At 34.5% G+C, this 14,401-nt stretch carries 18 protein-coding genes and 3 pseudogenes; 9 read left to right on the plus strand and 12 right to left on the minus strand.

All coding sequences use genetic code 11. From position 1 onward, the window contains the following. Positions 1–3 precede the first annotated feature (3 nt). From BAU27_RS26250 to phaZ, 6 genes are all read right to left on the minus strand, one after another. Entirely contained in the window at positions 4–1,239 is a 1,236-nt protein-coding gene (locus BAU27_RS26250; RefSeq protein ID WP_071772474.1) for a CapA family protein, read from the minus strand. Positions 1,240–1,469: 230 nt separating this feature from the next. Further along, positions 1,470–1,634 carry a hypothetical protein gene (locus tag BAU27_RS32515; RefSeq protein ID WP_175546565.1) on the minus strand — a complete coding sequence of 55 codons (165 nt, stop codon included), beginning with the start codon at positions 1,632–1,634 and terminating at the stop codon, positions 1,470–1,472. A 383-nt stretch (positions 1,635–2,017) separates the two neighbouring features. After that, a complete protein-coding gene (locus tag BAU27_RS26255; RefSeq protein WP_071744187.1) occupies positions 2,018–2,218 on the minus strand; it encodes an NETI motif-containing protein in 201 nt (66 codons plus the stop codon). Then, on the minus strand, positions 2,202–3,398 hold the full coding sequence (locus BAU27_RS26260; RefSeq protein ID WP_071744186.1) for an MFS transporter: 1,197 nt from the start codon (positions 3,396–3,398) through the stop codon (positions 2,202–2,204). The genes BAU27_RS26255 and BAU27_RS26260 overlap by 17 nt, the downstream gene beginning before the upstream one ends. Before the next feature lie 112 nt (positions 3,399–3,510). Then, positions 3,511–3,735: a hypothetical protein gene (locus BAU27_RS26265; RefSeq protein ID WP_071772475.1), complete on the minus strand. Its 225-nt coding sequence runs from the start codon at positions 3,733–3,735 to the stop codon at positions 3,511–3,513. A 60-nt stretch (positions 3,736–3,795) separates the two neighbouring features. Then, positions 3,796–4,698 carry an intracellular short-chain-length polyhydroxyalkanoate depolymerase gene (gene phaZ / locus BAU27_RS26270; protein WP_071744184.1) on the minus strand — a complete coding sequence of 301 codons (903 nt, stop codon included), beginning with the start codon at positions 4,696–4,698 and terminating at the stop codon, positions 3,796–3,798. Between the two features lie 188 nt (positions 4,699–4,886). Between phaZ and BAU27_RS26275 the strand changes: the two genes are divergently transcribed. The 5 genes from BAU27_RS26275 (at position 4,887) to BAU27_RS26295 (ending at position 9,228) form a co-directional block, all read left to right on the plus strand. Continuing rightward, positions 4,887–5,303 (plus strand): MarR family winged helix-turn-helix transcriptional regulator, encoded by a 417-nt coding sequence (locus tag BAU27_RS26275; RefSeq protein WP_071744183.1) that lies wholly within the window; start codon positions 4,887–4,889, stop codon positions 5,301–5,303. Between the two features lie 15 nt (positions 5,304–5,318). Next, a complete protein-coding gene (locus BAU27_RS26280) occupies positions 5,319–6,518 on the plus strand; it encodes an MFS transporter (RefSeq protein WP_071772476.1) in 1,200 nt (399 codons plus the stop codon). 99 nt (positions 6,519–6,617) lie between these two features. After that, positions 6,618–7,877, plus strand: coding sequence for a serine hydrolase domain-containing protein (locus tag BAU27_RS26285; protein WP_071772477.1), 1,260 nt, complete (start codon positions 6,618–6,620; stop codon positions 7,875–7,877). A 159-nt stretch (positions 7,878–8,036) separates the two neighbouring features. Beyond that, on the plus strand, positions 8,037–8,408 hold the full coding sequence (locus tag BAU27_RS26290) for a cupredoxin domain-containing protein (RefSeq protein WP_071772478.1): 372 nt from the start codon (positions 8,037–8,039) through the stop codon (positions 8,406–8,408). 376 nt (positions 8,409–8,784) lie between these two features. Next, positions 8,785–9,228: a hypothetical protein gene (locus BAU27_RS26295; protein ID WP_254798012.1), complete on the plus strand. Its 444-nt coding sequence runs from the start codon at positions 8,785–8,787 to the stop codon at positions 9,226–9,228. Between the two features lie 197 nt (positions 9,229–9,425). Here the strand turns inward: BAU27_RS26295 and BAU27_RS26300 are convergent. Beyond that, positions 9,426–10,002, minus strand: a pseudogene (locus BAU27_RS26300) (DUF3967 domain-containing protein). Between the two features lie 259 nt (positions 10,003–10,261). Between BAU27_RS26300 and BAU27_RS32520 the strand changes: the two are divergent. Then, positions 10,262–10,426, plus strand: a complete 165-nt coding sequence (locus BAU27_RS32520) for a hypothetical protein (protein WP_175546566.1) — start codon at positions 10,262–10,264, stop codon at positions 10,424–10,426. Positions 10,427–10,447: 21 nt separating this feature from the next. Here the strand turns inward: BAU27_RS32520 and BAU27_RS32060 are convergent, their stop codons facing one another. Then, the gene (locus BAU27_RS32060; RefSeq protein ID WP_071772479.1) at positions 10,448–10,774 is read right to left on the minus strand and encodes a hypothetical protein; all 327 of its coding nucleotides are present in this window, start codon (positions 10,772–10,774) and stop codon (positions 10,448–10,450) included. Between the two features lie 356 nt (positions 10,775–11,130). On the opposite strand from BAU27_RS32060, the gene BAU27_RS26310 reads away from it, so the two are divergent. After that, on the plus strand, positions 11,131–11,472 hold the full coding sequence (locus BAU27_RS26310) for a YolD-like family protein (RefSeq protein ID WP_071772480.1): 342 nt from the start codon (positions 11,131–11,133) through the stop codon (positions 11,470–11,472). A gap of 247 nt (positions 11,473–11,719) precedes the next feature. On the opposite strand, the pseudogene BAU27_RS26315 reads toward BAU27_RS26310, so the two are convergent. Then, positions 11,720–11,983 (minus strand): annotated as a pseudogene (locus tag BAU27_RS26315) (N-acetylmuramoyl-L-alanine amidase C-terminal domain-containing protein); the annotation flags it as partial. A gap of 113 nt (positions 11,984–12,096) precedes the next feature. Here BAU27_RS26315 and BAU27_RS33055 point away from each other — a divergent pair. Beyond that, on the plus strand, positions 12,097–12,300 hold the full coding sequence (locus tag BAU27_RS33055) for a hypothetical protein (protein ID WP_071772481.1): 204 nt from the start codon (positions 12,097–12,099) through the stop codon (positions 12,298–12,300). 12 nt (positions 12,301–12,312) lie between these two features. Then, a complete protein-coding gene (locus tag BAU27_RS26325; RefSeq protein WP_071772482.1) occupies positions 12,313–12,534 on the plus strand; it encodes a hypothetical protein in 222 nt (73 codons plus the stop codon). Between the two features lie 76 nt (positions 12,535–12,610). Here the strand turns inward: BAU27_RS26325 and BAU27_RS26330 are convergent, their stop codons facing one another. From BAU27_RS26330 to BAU27_RS26340, 3 genes and pseudogenes are all read right to left on the minus strand, one after another. Further along, positions 12,611–12,982 (minus strand): hypothetical protein, encoded by a 372-nt coding sequence (locus BAU27_RS26330; RefSeq protein WP_071772483.1) that lies wholly within the window; start codon positions 12,980–12,982, stop codon positions 12,611–12,613. A 60-nt stretch (positions 12,983–13,042) separates the two neighbouring features. Beyond that, positions 13,043–13,593 (minus strand): annotated as a pseudogene (locus BAU27_RS26335) (recombinase family protein). A gap of 304 nt (positions 13,594–13,897) precedes the next feature. Beyond that, on the minus strand, positions 13,898–14,098 hold the full coding sequence (locus tag BAU27_RS26340; RefSeq protein ID WP_071772484.1) for a hypothetical protein: 201 nt from the start codon (positions 14,096–14,098) through the stop codon (positions 13,898–13,900). Between the last annotated feature and the right edge of the window lie 303 nt (positions 14,099–14,401).

A 14,401-nucleotide genomic window follows, 5' to 3' on the forward strand; every position in this document is an offset into this window, starting at 1 on the left:
TTATTAGTCTTTATACCAATTTCCCAACACATCTCTAGGAATATCCTTGAAATTCTCTAAAGAAACGGGGCCAACAAATTTTTTAATCCCATGATTTTTAGAATCTTCATCCGAATAATCTTTTAAAAATTGAATTTTAAAATGTGTCTTACCATCAGCATAGTCAGTTACTGTCGGTACGAACGCCGCTTGTCGTATACCAAAAGTTTCATCTTCATACTTGACAAATTGTATATAAGATAGTCCTCCAACCAATGTTTCTAATTTTTCTTGAGCAGAAATAAGATTTCCAAGAGAATAATAGATTAGTGTTTGATGTCCATCTTTATTTTGTTTCCACTCAATTGGTTGAATTACGTGTGGATGATTTCCAATTACTACATCTACACCTAAATCTGTTAAATATTGAGCAACTTCTTTTTGTTGCTTTGAAGGTGTAGAGGTATATTCTACTCCCCAATGCACCATAACAATCACCATATCAGAGCTACTCTTTGCCTTTTCCACATCATTTTGTATCGCTTTTTTATCAATTAAATTTAATGCCCAAGACTTATCAGCTGGAATTTTAATTCCATTCGTACCATATGTATAATTAAGTAACGCAAAGCGAATACCATTTTTGGTAATCGTTTTTATTTCATTACGCTCGTTTTGACTCTCATTAATACCTACTGGGATAACATCCGGATATTTCTTCCAGTATTCTCTTGTATTCAAAACACCTTTGATACCCATATCCATAGCGTGATTTGTCGCTTGAGTCACTATATTGAATCCAGTGTCCACTAAAGATTGACCTACTTCTTCAGGTGTATTGAAAGTAGGATATCCCTGTACTTTTAGATTATTTCCTGCAATTGGAGTCTCCTGGTTCACTATAGCAAGATCACTTGATTTAACAGCTTTTTTGATATTTTCATAAATATAGTTATAATCATATGAACCGTCTTTTTGTTTGCCATCTTTAATTACTGCGTCATGATATAAATTATCACCCGTTGCTAATAAATTCACTACCGATTTTACTTTTTTATCTTCAATAAAATTAGGAGACTTTTGAATAGGACTTTTATCTACCCAATTCGGTGTTTTTAATGATTTATCTGTATTTGATTGAGCCGGTGGTAATGATGCTTTAGATGTCTTAACATCTGTTTTATCACAAGCGGTTAAAATCACTAAAAAAATAAGACATAATAAAAAAAACTTTTTATTTCTCTGTAAATTATGTAACATGTAATCCTCTTTTCTGTTTTATTACTTATAACCAATTCTAACAAATAACTTTTTAAACAGTGTATTTTGGTTTTACACTTTCTAACAACCTATCGTTTCCATCAGAATTAATAGATTGCTAGAAAAACATTATCCAACAGGATGTTAAATTTGATATACCAGTTCCAATTGTAGTAGCTGGTTAATCTAAACAAGAGAGGAGAATAGCTCATATAGCCTCCTCTCTTGTTTTACGTTTGTGAGTGGCTCCAAAAAGAGGGAATCGCTGCCGTCCCCTCTTTAGATAGTGCGAAATCTGTGTAACTAATTTCTTTAAGTTGAGCGACAATCATTATTCTGATAACAACAAGTAAGACCCAAGAACTTATTTTATCAATATACGAATAAAGTAGCAATCTTTTCTCCACCCAATATAAAGAAGCCGATTAGGAGCAATAAAAAAGGAAGTAGCATTTTATATTTGTTGTTTCGTACTGTGAATTGTACATAAATTTTAGCAAAAACAATAAATAAAGGCTCTGTTGCAAAGTTTTATTTTTAATTTATTATAGTAGCTCTAGAATCAATGCCCGTACAACTAATTTCTTTTCGTTCTTCCTAAAAAATATCCGTTCACTCTATTCAATTCCTAATCTCCCTATTTCTTCATTGATCAATAAAGTGAAACTTTAATCAGCCCTCACCAATCGGGCTGCCCGTTAATGTGGGATAAAAAAACAAGCCATCCAACTCAAATGAACTGGATGGCTCTATACCGTAAAGAAAATCTGTTATTAAATTACTTCAATTTCCCCTCAAAAACAATTTTTCTACCACACGGTTCAACTTCTGTTTTCCCGCCTTTCTTCACTTCATGAAAGATTGGCTCTTCCATGCGACGAGATGGTGCATATCCTTCTTGTTCCATACGTGCTAAACAGTCTGTAATTGTTTCATTTTCGAGAACTTCAAATTTCTTTTTATTAGGTTGTTTTGTCATGCCCTAACCTACTTTCTATTTTTCTTGATGCGAATTGATTCTTCATGTAAATAATATATAACATTGCGAGAATACCCATTATAATCATAACCGCAATAAAAAAGCTTGTATACTGTATTTTCTCTATAAATACGCCTCCTAATACAGGGCCCATAATACTCCCTATACTAAAGGCGATTCCTGATAATATATTACCTGCTGGTAGTAAGTGTCTCGGTAATAAATCTGTCATGAATCCAAGTCCTAATGAGAAGCACGATCCAATGACCATACCGGCTAAAAGCATACAGGCAAAGACGATCCAGTAATATTGATTAAATACTGCTGCAAGCAGGAAAATGCCAGTACTTATGCTGAATGTCCATGTTAAAATACGGTCTCTTCCGTATTTATCACTCAATATACCGAGCGGAATTTGTGTAATAATACCCCCAATCGCGAATGCTGGTATTAAGAAAGAAACATCTGATACAGACCACCCTTTGCGAAGGGCGTATACTGGTAAATTACTATTTAGCATTGCTTCAAGCACACCATATGCAAGTGGACCAATAAGTGCAATCCAAGCTAATCCCACGACTTGTTTATAACGAGAAAAGGATGATTCACTTTCAGTTTTCGTTTCATCTTGTGCTGGGAATGCATTTTTCGTTGGTAAAAGTAAAATCCAGCCTATTAAGCAAAGTATAGTAGATATGATAAATGGCGTTGCTAGACCATACTGAACTGTACTTGCCAGATAAGGGCCAATTGCAAAACCAATTCCGCAGAATACGCCGTATATCGATACTTGCCTACCTATTTTACTAGGGTCTGTCGTTGTTGTAATCCACGTTTGTGTTCCGACATGAAGCATATGATCTCCAACGCCAACTAAAAATCTAAGAATAAACCATACCCAAAATGAAAATGTTTGTGTAAAAAAGAGTAATGAAATAATAACGAGAAAAACACCAATTACGATAATTGGTTTCATTCCAAATCTTTGCATCGGTTTTTCAAGAAATGGTGAAATAAATAATATCCCGATGTATAATGCCGTCGCATGAATACCGTTAATAGTTGAACTAACTCCTTCTTGTTCAAAAATCATGGCGATTGTAGGTAGTAACATTCCTTGTGATAAACCGGAAATTGCAGCAACTCCAGCCATAATCCAAAAAGTAAAACGCATTGACATCCTTTTCCCCCTCCTTCTCACACTTTCCACTTTTCATTATAAACGGTTTCTTTACATGCGTGTACGAATATTCACAATAAAAAAGAAGCTAAAAAATATAGTTTTTAGCTTCTTATCCTTCCCAAACTTGCGCTTTCACATGGTAATGAAAATGTTTAAAATATGGATTTTCATAAAATGAAGGACCATATAAGTATTGATGTGAATGAACTATTGGTTGCTGCTGCACTTGTAAAGGAACTACAACTGGTGAAACTTGCATATACATCGGATCAATAATAATTTTTATATATTGATGATTATATGGAGAATGATATATTAAAAATGGATTATGCATTGACTCTCTCCCCTTATACATACAAATGCTATAGTATATGCAAGTTTTATATTTCGGGAATTATTTATTGTCTAACCAATCCTCTACATGCTGTATAAATACATCTAAACAATCAATAAACGGTGAATGCCCGCAATCTTCTAACACCTTCAACTCCGCATTTGGCAAATGTTTCGCTAATTCCTCACCAACTACTTGTGGTACGACATAATCACGGTCACCTTGTATGACGAGTGTTGGAGCTTGGATACGGTGAATGTGTCCATTTCCTCGCACAACACCATTATGTTCATCTGAAATATTAAATGTAACTAATGAATAATTCACATCAACGAAATTGCGCTGTGTTAACATATCATCTAAATACTTTTCATAACGATCCGGTTCAGGTTGATTATGTGTATATATTAATAGATTCCACACTGTACGGTAGTATACTTTATTCATATTTTTTATTGCATCTAGTACTGGTGCAATTTGCACTGGGTCTAGCGCAATTTCTTCTTTCGTTTTTAATAAACTCGATCCAATTGGTTGCCCGTTAATATCTTTTTTAAATATCGGGTACCCTTTCATCCCTACCGATTCTACTAATATTAGTTTTTCTACAAAAGTTGGGTAGCTCGCTGTAAACTCCATCGCAACACCACCGCCCATTGACCATCCCATTAACGAAAACTTCTCTAGCTTTAATTGATCGATAAATAGTTTTACATCTTCTGCGAAGTCTTGTAATGAATCTATCGGCTTATTATACGTCGATTGTCCAAATCCTCTTAAATCAATTGCGTAAATATGATATTGCTTTTGTAGTTTCTCAATAACTAAATCAAAGTGTTGTGACGATGTCATATTCCCATGAATGAGTACGAGCATTTCTTCATTTTGCCTTCCAACTTCTTGATACGCAATCGTTTCTCCATTCGATAGTGAAACAAACTCCATTGTTGCAGGCTTAATCATCACAATTTCCCCCATTCTTTTTAATAGAAAGAAAATTCTTTACTTACTTAAAGAATACCACGCAGAATGTATGTTCTCAACAAAAAACTATACGAAATTTTTACATAATACAACATGTCTATTACTAGACAATTATAATAAAAAAGTATATAGTTAGCTAGGTAACTAATTTGAAAGGATCCAAATACATGGACGAAAAACAACATTTTTTCCACATTGTCAGTCAAACTTCTCGTAAGTTTACGAAGAAATTTAATGAACGTGTATCTCCAACAGGATTATTTAGTGCGCAGTGGGCTGTTATTTTCCGCATCAATCAAAGTGGATCTTGTACCCAAACAGAATTATGCCAGTATTTAAATGTTGAATCACCAACGATGACTCGCACATTAACTCGTATGGAAACGATGGGCTGGATTATTCGTACAGAAGGAAAAGATCGCCGTGAGAAGCTCATCTCATTATCGGAAACAGCACTAGAAATGATACCAGTATGGCAAGAAGAAGTTGATTCTTTTGAAGAAAAAACGCTAGAAGGTATTAAAGAAGAAGACTTACATCAAGCTTTTCAAGTGTTACAACAAATTATTAAAAATTTAGATTAAATTGGAGGGATGACGATGCAAAGTGAAAAACTTTGGACGAAGGATTTCCTCGGAACTTGTTTTAGTAGTCTATTTCTCTTTTTAACATTTTACATGCTTATGACTACTCTGCCCGTCTACGTTATAGACGGCCTAAAAGGGAAACCTGAGGAAATTGGTTTAGTTGCAACTGTTTTTCTTATTTCATCTGTTTTATGTAGACCATTCACAGGAAAATGGCTCGATGATTTAGGAAGAAAAAAAATATTATTCATTTCACTTTCACTATTTTTAGCCGCTACTGTTATGTATTTCGGTACGCAAAGTTTATTTTTATTACTTGCCCTTCGCTTCTTACATGGTATTGGATTCGGAATGGCAACAACAGCAACTGGAACAATTGTAACTGATGTCGCACCAGCTCATAGACGCGGTGAAGCACTTGCTTATTACGGTGTATTTATGAGTCTACCGATGGTAATTGGTCCTTTTTTAGGTTTAACAATTATTTCTCATTTTTCATTTACTGCATTATTTATCGTTTGTTCGGTATTTTCATTACTCGCATTTTTATTAGGATTAATAGTGAATATTCCTCATGAAAAACCAGTAAGTAAACAAACACGAGAAAAAATGAAATGGAAAGACTTAATTGAACCATCTTCTATTCCGATTGCTCTAACAGGATTTGTTTTAGCCTTTTCTTATAGTGGTATTTTATCCTTTATTCCTATTTATGCAAAAGAACTCGGTTTAAGCGAAGTTGCTAGTTATTTCTTTATTTTATACGCACTTGTTGTTGTAATTTCTCGTCCATTCACAGGAAAAATCTTTGATCGTTTCGGTGAAAATGTGCTTATTTATCCAGCTATCATTATTTTCACAATTGGAATGTTCATTTTAAGCCAAGCGCAAACTTCATTTTGGTTCCTTGGCGCAGGTATGCTAATCGGTTTAGGATACGGAACATTAATTCCAAGTTTCCAAACGATCGCGATTTCTGCCGCTCCAAACCATCGACGTGGTTCTGCGACAGCTACTTACTACTCATTCTTTGATAGCGGCATTGGCTTTGGTTCTTTCATTTTAGGTATAGTCGCTGCCAAATCAAGTTATCATAATATGTATTTTATCGCAGCTATTATCGTTGCGTTCACTTTACTTCTTTATTATGGATTACACGGACGAAAACAAAAATTCAAAAAGCAAAGTACAGATGGACAAATATCTGCTTAACGTTCATAAGGAAAGTAAACTTACCCGTTTACTTTCCTTATTTTGTATTTCTTTTACGACGAGCGTATACTTATAATAGAAACTAAAGGAGGTACATGCATGAATGTAAAGAAATCTCCCCTGCTATTATTGCTATTAATATTACTATTCGTAGTTACAGGGCTTGGATTTACTTTTTTCAAAAATAATAAAGCAACTCCAACTAAAGATAATGTCACTAAGGAAAATTGGTTAAGTGATCCATACTTACGTTGGTCGTATACACATATGAAAGAATTTACTTTAATTAATGAAGTAAAAAACAATCCTGACCAAATTGCTCACTTCCCTACCGCGTTACAAAACTTAGACGATTTTGCAATTGAACGTGGATTTGGAAATACGACTCCTTTAAAGAAACTTTTAGATAAAAACAAAACAGATGCTTTTGTCCTTGTACATAATGGACAACTTGTTTATGAACGATATTTCAATGAATATAACGAAAGCGAGCCTCACGGAATGGCATCGTTAGCAAAAGTGTTTACTGGTGCAATCATACAATCTCTCGCTGATGAAAATCGTATTGATGTAAAGAAAACAGCTGATACTTACATAAAAGAATTAAAAAATACACCGTTCGGCAAAGCAACACTTCAGCAATTAATGGACATGCAAGTTTCTGCAGAGTACCCTACTCACGGATATATGCAGCCAGGACTAGAAAATCAAGATGCTCAATTATATTTAGCTAGTAATATTTTACCCCGAGGTAAAAATTACGAGGGGCCAATGAAAATTTATGATATGTTACTAGAAGCAGAAGAAACCGCACCGCCTGGTTCAGCTTTTTCTTACAATAACGGATCAACTGAAACACTCGCTTGGGTTATTCGAACAATCACTGGTAAATCGTTAGCTGAAAATGTAAGCGAACGAATTTGGTCTCAAATTGGTATGGAAGAAAATGCTTATTACGTAACAGATGAAACAGAAGTAGAACAAGCAAGTGCTGGTTTAAATGCAAATGCTAGAGATATGGCGAGATTCGGTCAACTATTATTAAATAACGGGCAATATAATGGAAAGCAAATCATCCCTTCTTCTATAACAGAAAGTGTGAAAAATGTACAAGATGGTGAACTTGCAATCGGCGATGGCGCTTCTATTTCTTATCATAATCAATGGTGGATTCCGCACAATGAACAAGATGCTTTCGAAGTGTTAGGCAGTTACGGACAAACGCTTTACATCGATCCGAAAGCAAATATGGTAATTGTCCACTTCTCTTCTAACGCTGCGCCTAGTAATGAAATCCATTCGGTTTATTCCGATATGTATATTGATATTGCACATCATTTGGAAAAGCTTCCACAGTAGTGGAGGCTTTTTTTATTTACACAAATCCTATTCCAGTTATCACTTGGTTATTAGAAGTTACCGAAAGAATTACTATGTGAGCCACGCCTAAACCCTATTTATCGTGATAATATTTTATAAATTTGAAAACACTAGTGCTTAGGAAAGGAGGGTTTGTGAATGTCTGTGAAAAAGAAATTAACTGGATTGATCATTTCACTTGCGATGATTATAGTTATGACAGCTCTAGGATCACTCAATATATTTGCCGAATCCGACGTTGTGAGACAGCCTATTGAGGTTGAATTGAATGATGATTACTTTAATCCGAATGTCATCACTGTTCCGGCTGGGAAAACGACAACGTTACTATTGAAAAACAAAGGAAATAGAGATCACACCTTTACGGTAAAAAAACTCGGAATTGACGCCGAGATCCCGTCAGGAAAAGAAAAAACAATTACCGTAAAGCCTGAAACTCCCGGTACATATGAACTAATATGTCGGTTCCACTACTTGAAAGGAATGGATGGAAAAGTAATAGTCAAATAAAAAGCAATGCCAATCAACCCTTTCTTTTTTTATAACGTGAAACTCAGATCTAGGTGGGGGCCATCCCCCCACACTGAGTGTTAGCCCTCACTAGTCAGTTTTTTACGGATAGCATAAAATCGTTACGTTGTCGTAGCGTAAGAAATTTGTGTTTTGTTGGTGCTACCCCATCGCTATCAAGCTAAAGAATCAAAATCCCCCATAATGAAAATTCTATTCATTATTGACTACCTATAATGAGACGTTATGGTAACTTTACATGAATATCATATTCAAATTTAAAAATTATGTTAGAAAGAAATGGACAACTATACAAGAAAAAAACTCATTTTGCATCTAATATATTAAATCTTACTAAAAAGGAGTTTGATTATTCTTGTATTTAAATAGTGTAAGAAACTTCATACCTTGTGTGTTTCCTGTTTCAGAACCCATATTTATACCTCAATTAGGCTTTCGAGCTATTAATAGAGCATTTGAACAAAGTGTAGGTCCAGCTAATCTGACTTTAATTTCATATCCTAATGAAATATTTGATTTAAACAATGAATATAATCCCATTACTTCAACTTTTACTCCAAAACAAAATGGAGTATATCTAATCATAGCAAGTATTGGTTTTTTCCCTGATGTTCCTGCAAGTTATAGCGCAAGGATATTTATCACAATAAACGGAGAAGCTGTAGTTGCTGATAATGATTTTTTAAGCGAAGAATTGGAGATTGTTAATCTAGTGAGTGTTTCCACTATCTTAAATCTAATGTACAAGTTATTGCCCAAGCTACCACAGATGGTAAGACTGTTCCTGAACCACTTTTAGGTACCGTAGATTTTATTCACTTTGAAGCGGCAAGATTCCCTTCTCCAACATAATAAAACAAGTCTATTCTCTTAACTTCCTATAACGAATTTTGCGCCAACTAGCCCATTATGTATCTAAAGATACATGTATTCTCCATCAAAGTAGAAAAGGAGAAGTGTATACTTTTCTGCTTTTGCGTAGTTTATCAAAATCACTTACCAGAACCTCCACCACGGCTTTTTCTTCTCTTTTGCAGCAGCAACTTCCTCCCGATATTCCTGCATTAATCTCTTCGTTTCCTGCATCTCACGTAGTGTCTTCATAAGCGTCTCATCTCGTGCTTCTAATCGTTTTTCCACTCATTCATTGTGCTGCTCTATACTCGCTTTGATTTCCTCGTTGCTTTGCCTGCTCACTTAATCGCTTTTCCATTGATGCTATACTATGATTCATTTCTTGCGCCATAACGCTGTACTGTTGCGGCAGTTGTTCTTGAATGTGGAATGGTATTAAATCTCTTTCTTGAGGTTCTTCATCATTAATCAAATCTGGATTGATACTTTCCAACTTCTGTGCAATCATCTTCGCTGCCTTCTCTAGCGTCATACCATCATGCTTGCTAATTTCAATTAATCTTTCAATAACCATAATGTCACTGTCTGTGTATTCTCGTCTGCCGCGCTTATCTTTCTTTACTGCGAATCCCTCTCGTTGTAACACTTCCATATACTTTCTGAGCGTACTATCGGATATTCCTAGCCTTTTGTATACTTCACTAATGGTCAACAGCATCCAATATGGTATGGTATGGCAGGGCTGGAAGTGTTGGAAGTACTACGGGAACAGTTAGGCATTATTAATAAGAGCCCAATAAAAAATTCTCTTGGATGCAAGAGGATTTTTTTATTGGGAATAGTAAGGGTGAGAGGAGGTGCATTACATATGGGAAAAGGTAGAAGTAATAATGCTGGTAAAAAGCAACCGAATTTCGATGATTCATCTAATTTCGCTAAGCAAAGCCAACCGACAGAAAAGAAGAAGAAATAAGAAAATGGGCTCTCTTTATCAAGAGAGCTCCTTTTTAGGATATAATGAAGGATTTCGCTTTCCATTTTTGGCAAATATCAACTACCGCGGCGTTGAAAATAAGACATATACCTCAACATCATCAAAAGAACAAAAAATGGATAAATTATTAAGCGAAATGGGTAAATAGATAAAAAGGCTTCATTTGCAGTTATATAGTATGTTTTTCCTTTGCTACTACGAAATATACATTCAAAAAAGCGTACTCCAAAATAAGAGATTTTTTAAAATCAGAACGTTTTTCTTCAACAAGTGTTTGTTGATCAATATCATAACCAGTAGTTCTCTCCACTCTCCCTTGAAAATTAGCATAGTTTGTATGAATTCTATATCTAGTAGAAAGCACTCTATCATATAAAAGTATGATGATTGGTGGAAATCTAAAGAAAAGCACCATTGTGATGATGATTGGAAGTTTAAGAGAAATAAGTGTCGTTGTAAATGTTTCTTTATTTGTTGTCATTGCAAAAGAAAACATTGGTAAGATTTTCAGTGTCAACTTAAAGGCAAAGAACATGTCTTTGGGACTGATAAATACTAGATTATAGTATACAAAAAGCTGACTAAGTATAGTCAGCTTTTTGTCAATGAAAACCTAGAGATTTAATCTGGCATAAATACTTACTGGTTGGGTGGGATATTGAGAAAAAATAAACTAACTCTTATAAAATTTTTCCTATTATATATATAAATCATGCTTAGTTAAATTGGGTTGATCTTATAAGGAGCCAAAAACCTCTAAATGTTTATTTTATAATTACATAAATAATCCTAACATCTCCAAAAATTGATATAATGATACAGTTATTAATAGCAATTAGGGAGATATACAGCATGAACTATACACATATGCCAAAAGAAATAGGAATGATTAAGCGGACTCCATTCGCTTCGATACCGAAGAAATTCATCGGTATTGGTAAGATTGTTAAAAAACAAATAAAAGTGGAGCGCCCTACATTAACCCAAGACGAACAAGAAATTATTGAAAACAAGTTATTATGTTCATTTCTTTCTGAAGAGAAGATATTGATTACTTATTATAGAGATGGTCATTTGCTTACTAGATATGTGACTGTAACTGACATAAATCCAATAAAGAATTTAATAGCTTGCACTGATGCATCTTATAACAGAATTTTCCTTAAATTTATAGATATAATTGATTTAAGATAAAAAATATACAGTTTTTCAAATATGTCCGGGAATAAAAATGAAAGAATCTTGTATTCTAGGTTAAGATGGAGAAAAAGTGTAGGTTCTTGTGAGAGTTAGCAAGATAAAGGCTGTTTGTTTATGTTTTGGATTGTCTGTTATGGTTATCGAATTTACAAATACAAACGAGGAACAGAACTCAATAGAGAAAGCTAAGGAAGCATTTAGATAATAGTTGAAGACGCCCGATTAAGGACGGCTTCAACTATTATCTCACTTTGATATATTCATACCACCATTTACCACCTGGTCTAGTATCCATCCACCAAGTAATCTTATCTAACTCTGCATTAGGTAGGACATCGATTTGGATATAACATAGTCCAGAAAGTAGATCAACATTAACGCTACCTTTTATTCCTCGTTCTGCCATAGCTTGAATAGCTTCATCTAAGGAGTTAGTACCGAATCCACCTGACTTAACGTATTGATATCCACCATTCCCAACAGTTTGTCCCGTTAGAGCGTATACGTTAGGAAGTAACTCGTCATAACTCCTCCTTATGGTAATTCCTTTTGTAAATCTTTTTATTTAAATGTATAATTGTATAAAAAGTTCTAAAAATTTGAACCGAGGTGAAAATCATGAGAAGTTTTGGCTCATTACTGACCTCTACTATCTGCTCAGTAATCCTTATAATTTGGAATGCCTATTCCTTCTATGATGGATTCACAATGGGACATACGTACTACTGGGTTAATGGCATCGCAGCTGTTATCTTCTTTCTATTCTTTTTCGTAAACATGCGAGAGATCAACAAGAAAAACTATAGAACCTCAGAACAATAGGAGTTGATACATATGTGGAAAAAAATTAAGAGTTATAGATTGAGCTTAAAAGATTTGAAGTTCATGTTATGGCTGTTCGGTATTACATGCTTTATATACAGCTACAATTTCATTGTAGGACTTGCTTTTGTCCACAAATTCCAAGTTTATGATTTAGGTGGTGCTATAGCGACATTCGCCGCATTTATGGATACTAGAAATAGGATTAAAAATAAAAATTATAAAGCAGCTTAATATAAAAGGAATCCTTTGCAGTTTCCTTTTTTTGTATGAAAATAAAAAGCAGCTGTTAAGCTACTTTGAATTCTTCTTATCCCCAAATGAAATGATATATATATTCTCTCGTTACACGTTCATTAATTCCAGCAATCCTAGCGAATCTCATTAAGTCCGCCCCTTGAAGAAAATACACCGAGATCGTAACTGGTACTTGTGACCACATGAATTGATAAAGCTCATTCACTCTCTGATTCGTCGAAACGATTAAATCATTTACAGGCCCATGATTCCATGCAGAGGTTTGAACTGAAGTGAACGGAAGGTCTTTCCCATTAACCACTATTCTTGCCACACTTTGAGTTATGTCCACAACAATCCCCTCCGTCATTACAAAAATCAGACCTCTTTCTATACTCATATTCTTGATTATAATTAAATGCTTAAGGCAAACCCCTATTTTCATTTCTACTCAGAAACAATTTATTTTATAAAATAAAAAGTAGCAGATTCGCTACTTTAAAATCTACATAATCCCCTTTTCTTTCGCTCTTTCATAAAGAACAGTACGGCTTACACCAGTTACTTCACATATTTTCTTAACTGTATATCCGTTCTCTTCACGATTGGCAAGCAGCTCTAAAGCATGCTCCATTTTAGGGTTTTTATCACCGTATTCTTTAGGCCTTCTCTTTGACGCATCTTAAGTAAATCCCTTTCTAACTGGTTAACACCAGCCATTACAGTGAGTAGAAAAGTACTGTATGGATTATCACTCGTACTCGTAGTATCAAGCCATGTATCTTTTATAGATTTAATTGAAGCTCCTTTACTCTTAATAACCTCAATTAGTTCAAATAAATCCTTTGTGCTACGACTAATACGAGTTAAATCAGTAACAACAATCGAGTCACCTTCTTTTAAACTATCGAGCATCAATTGTAGTTCTTCTCTGTTTGTTGTTGCTCCGCTTGTTTTCTCTTCATACACATGATCACATCCATAATCATTTAGCTGTTTCAACTGCCTAGCTAAATTTTGTTCTTGTGTAGAAACACGAGCATAACCAATTATCATAATATCTTCCCCTTCGTCCGTTAACGTGTTCGGAAATTAATTCTAAGTACATAACACCATTTATTTTCCGTATATGTAAACAGGACGTTAAGAAGTATGATAAATCCGTTCACTCTTTTACGTCCGTATAGGGTAGACCTAAACAGGACATTTAACTATCTCTATTTTCGTTCGTTGTCTTCGTTTGTTTTGTTAGACCTTAAATCGAATTGCAACTACATTCTTCGTATTTAATACGTATTAATTTAGAAAACCCATAAACAAAAAAAGAGTGCTGTGAAGAAGCACACTCATTCAAAGGAATTTACCAATCTCGACGATTATCGCGATCACAGTCACAGTCACGATCATGATTACGTCTGCGACGGCATTCATCACAATCGCAGTCACGGTCACGTCTACAACGACGGTCATCACAATCTCTATGTCTGCGTCTGCAAAACATTAAATCATCCCAAAATCTATTACAATCTCTGCAATGTCTGAAATTACAATTACATCCCATAAATATAATTACCTCCTCTCAACTCTAGGATTCATCATATTCTATGCTAAAAAACAAAAACAGCTTGTTTACTAGTCTATTTTCTGCATTTTAAAGTAACAATATTATTATCTAATCTTTAAGTTTCAAATCTATTTCACCCCTTATCTTTCCTTAACAACAAACAAGACGCTACCCAGATTACGGCAGCGCCTACGATAATTGCTATACACTTAATCAAACACATGTATCCTCACATTATTTATTTCTTTGCTTCCATACCCCATTCTCTTTACGATAAGTATTCTTGCCATTCATGAAGTC

This window comes from Bacillus sp. NH11B (assembly GCF_001884205.1).
GTDB classification, from domain to species: domain Bacteria; phylum Bacillota; class Bacilli; order Bacillales; family Bacillaceae_G; genus Bacillus_A; species Bacillus_A proteolyticus.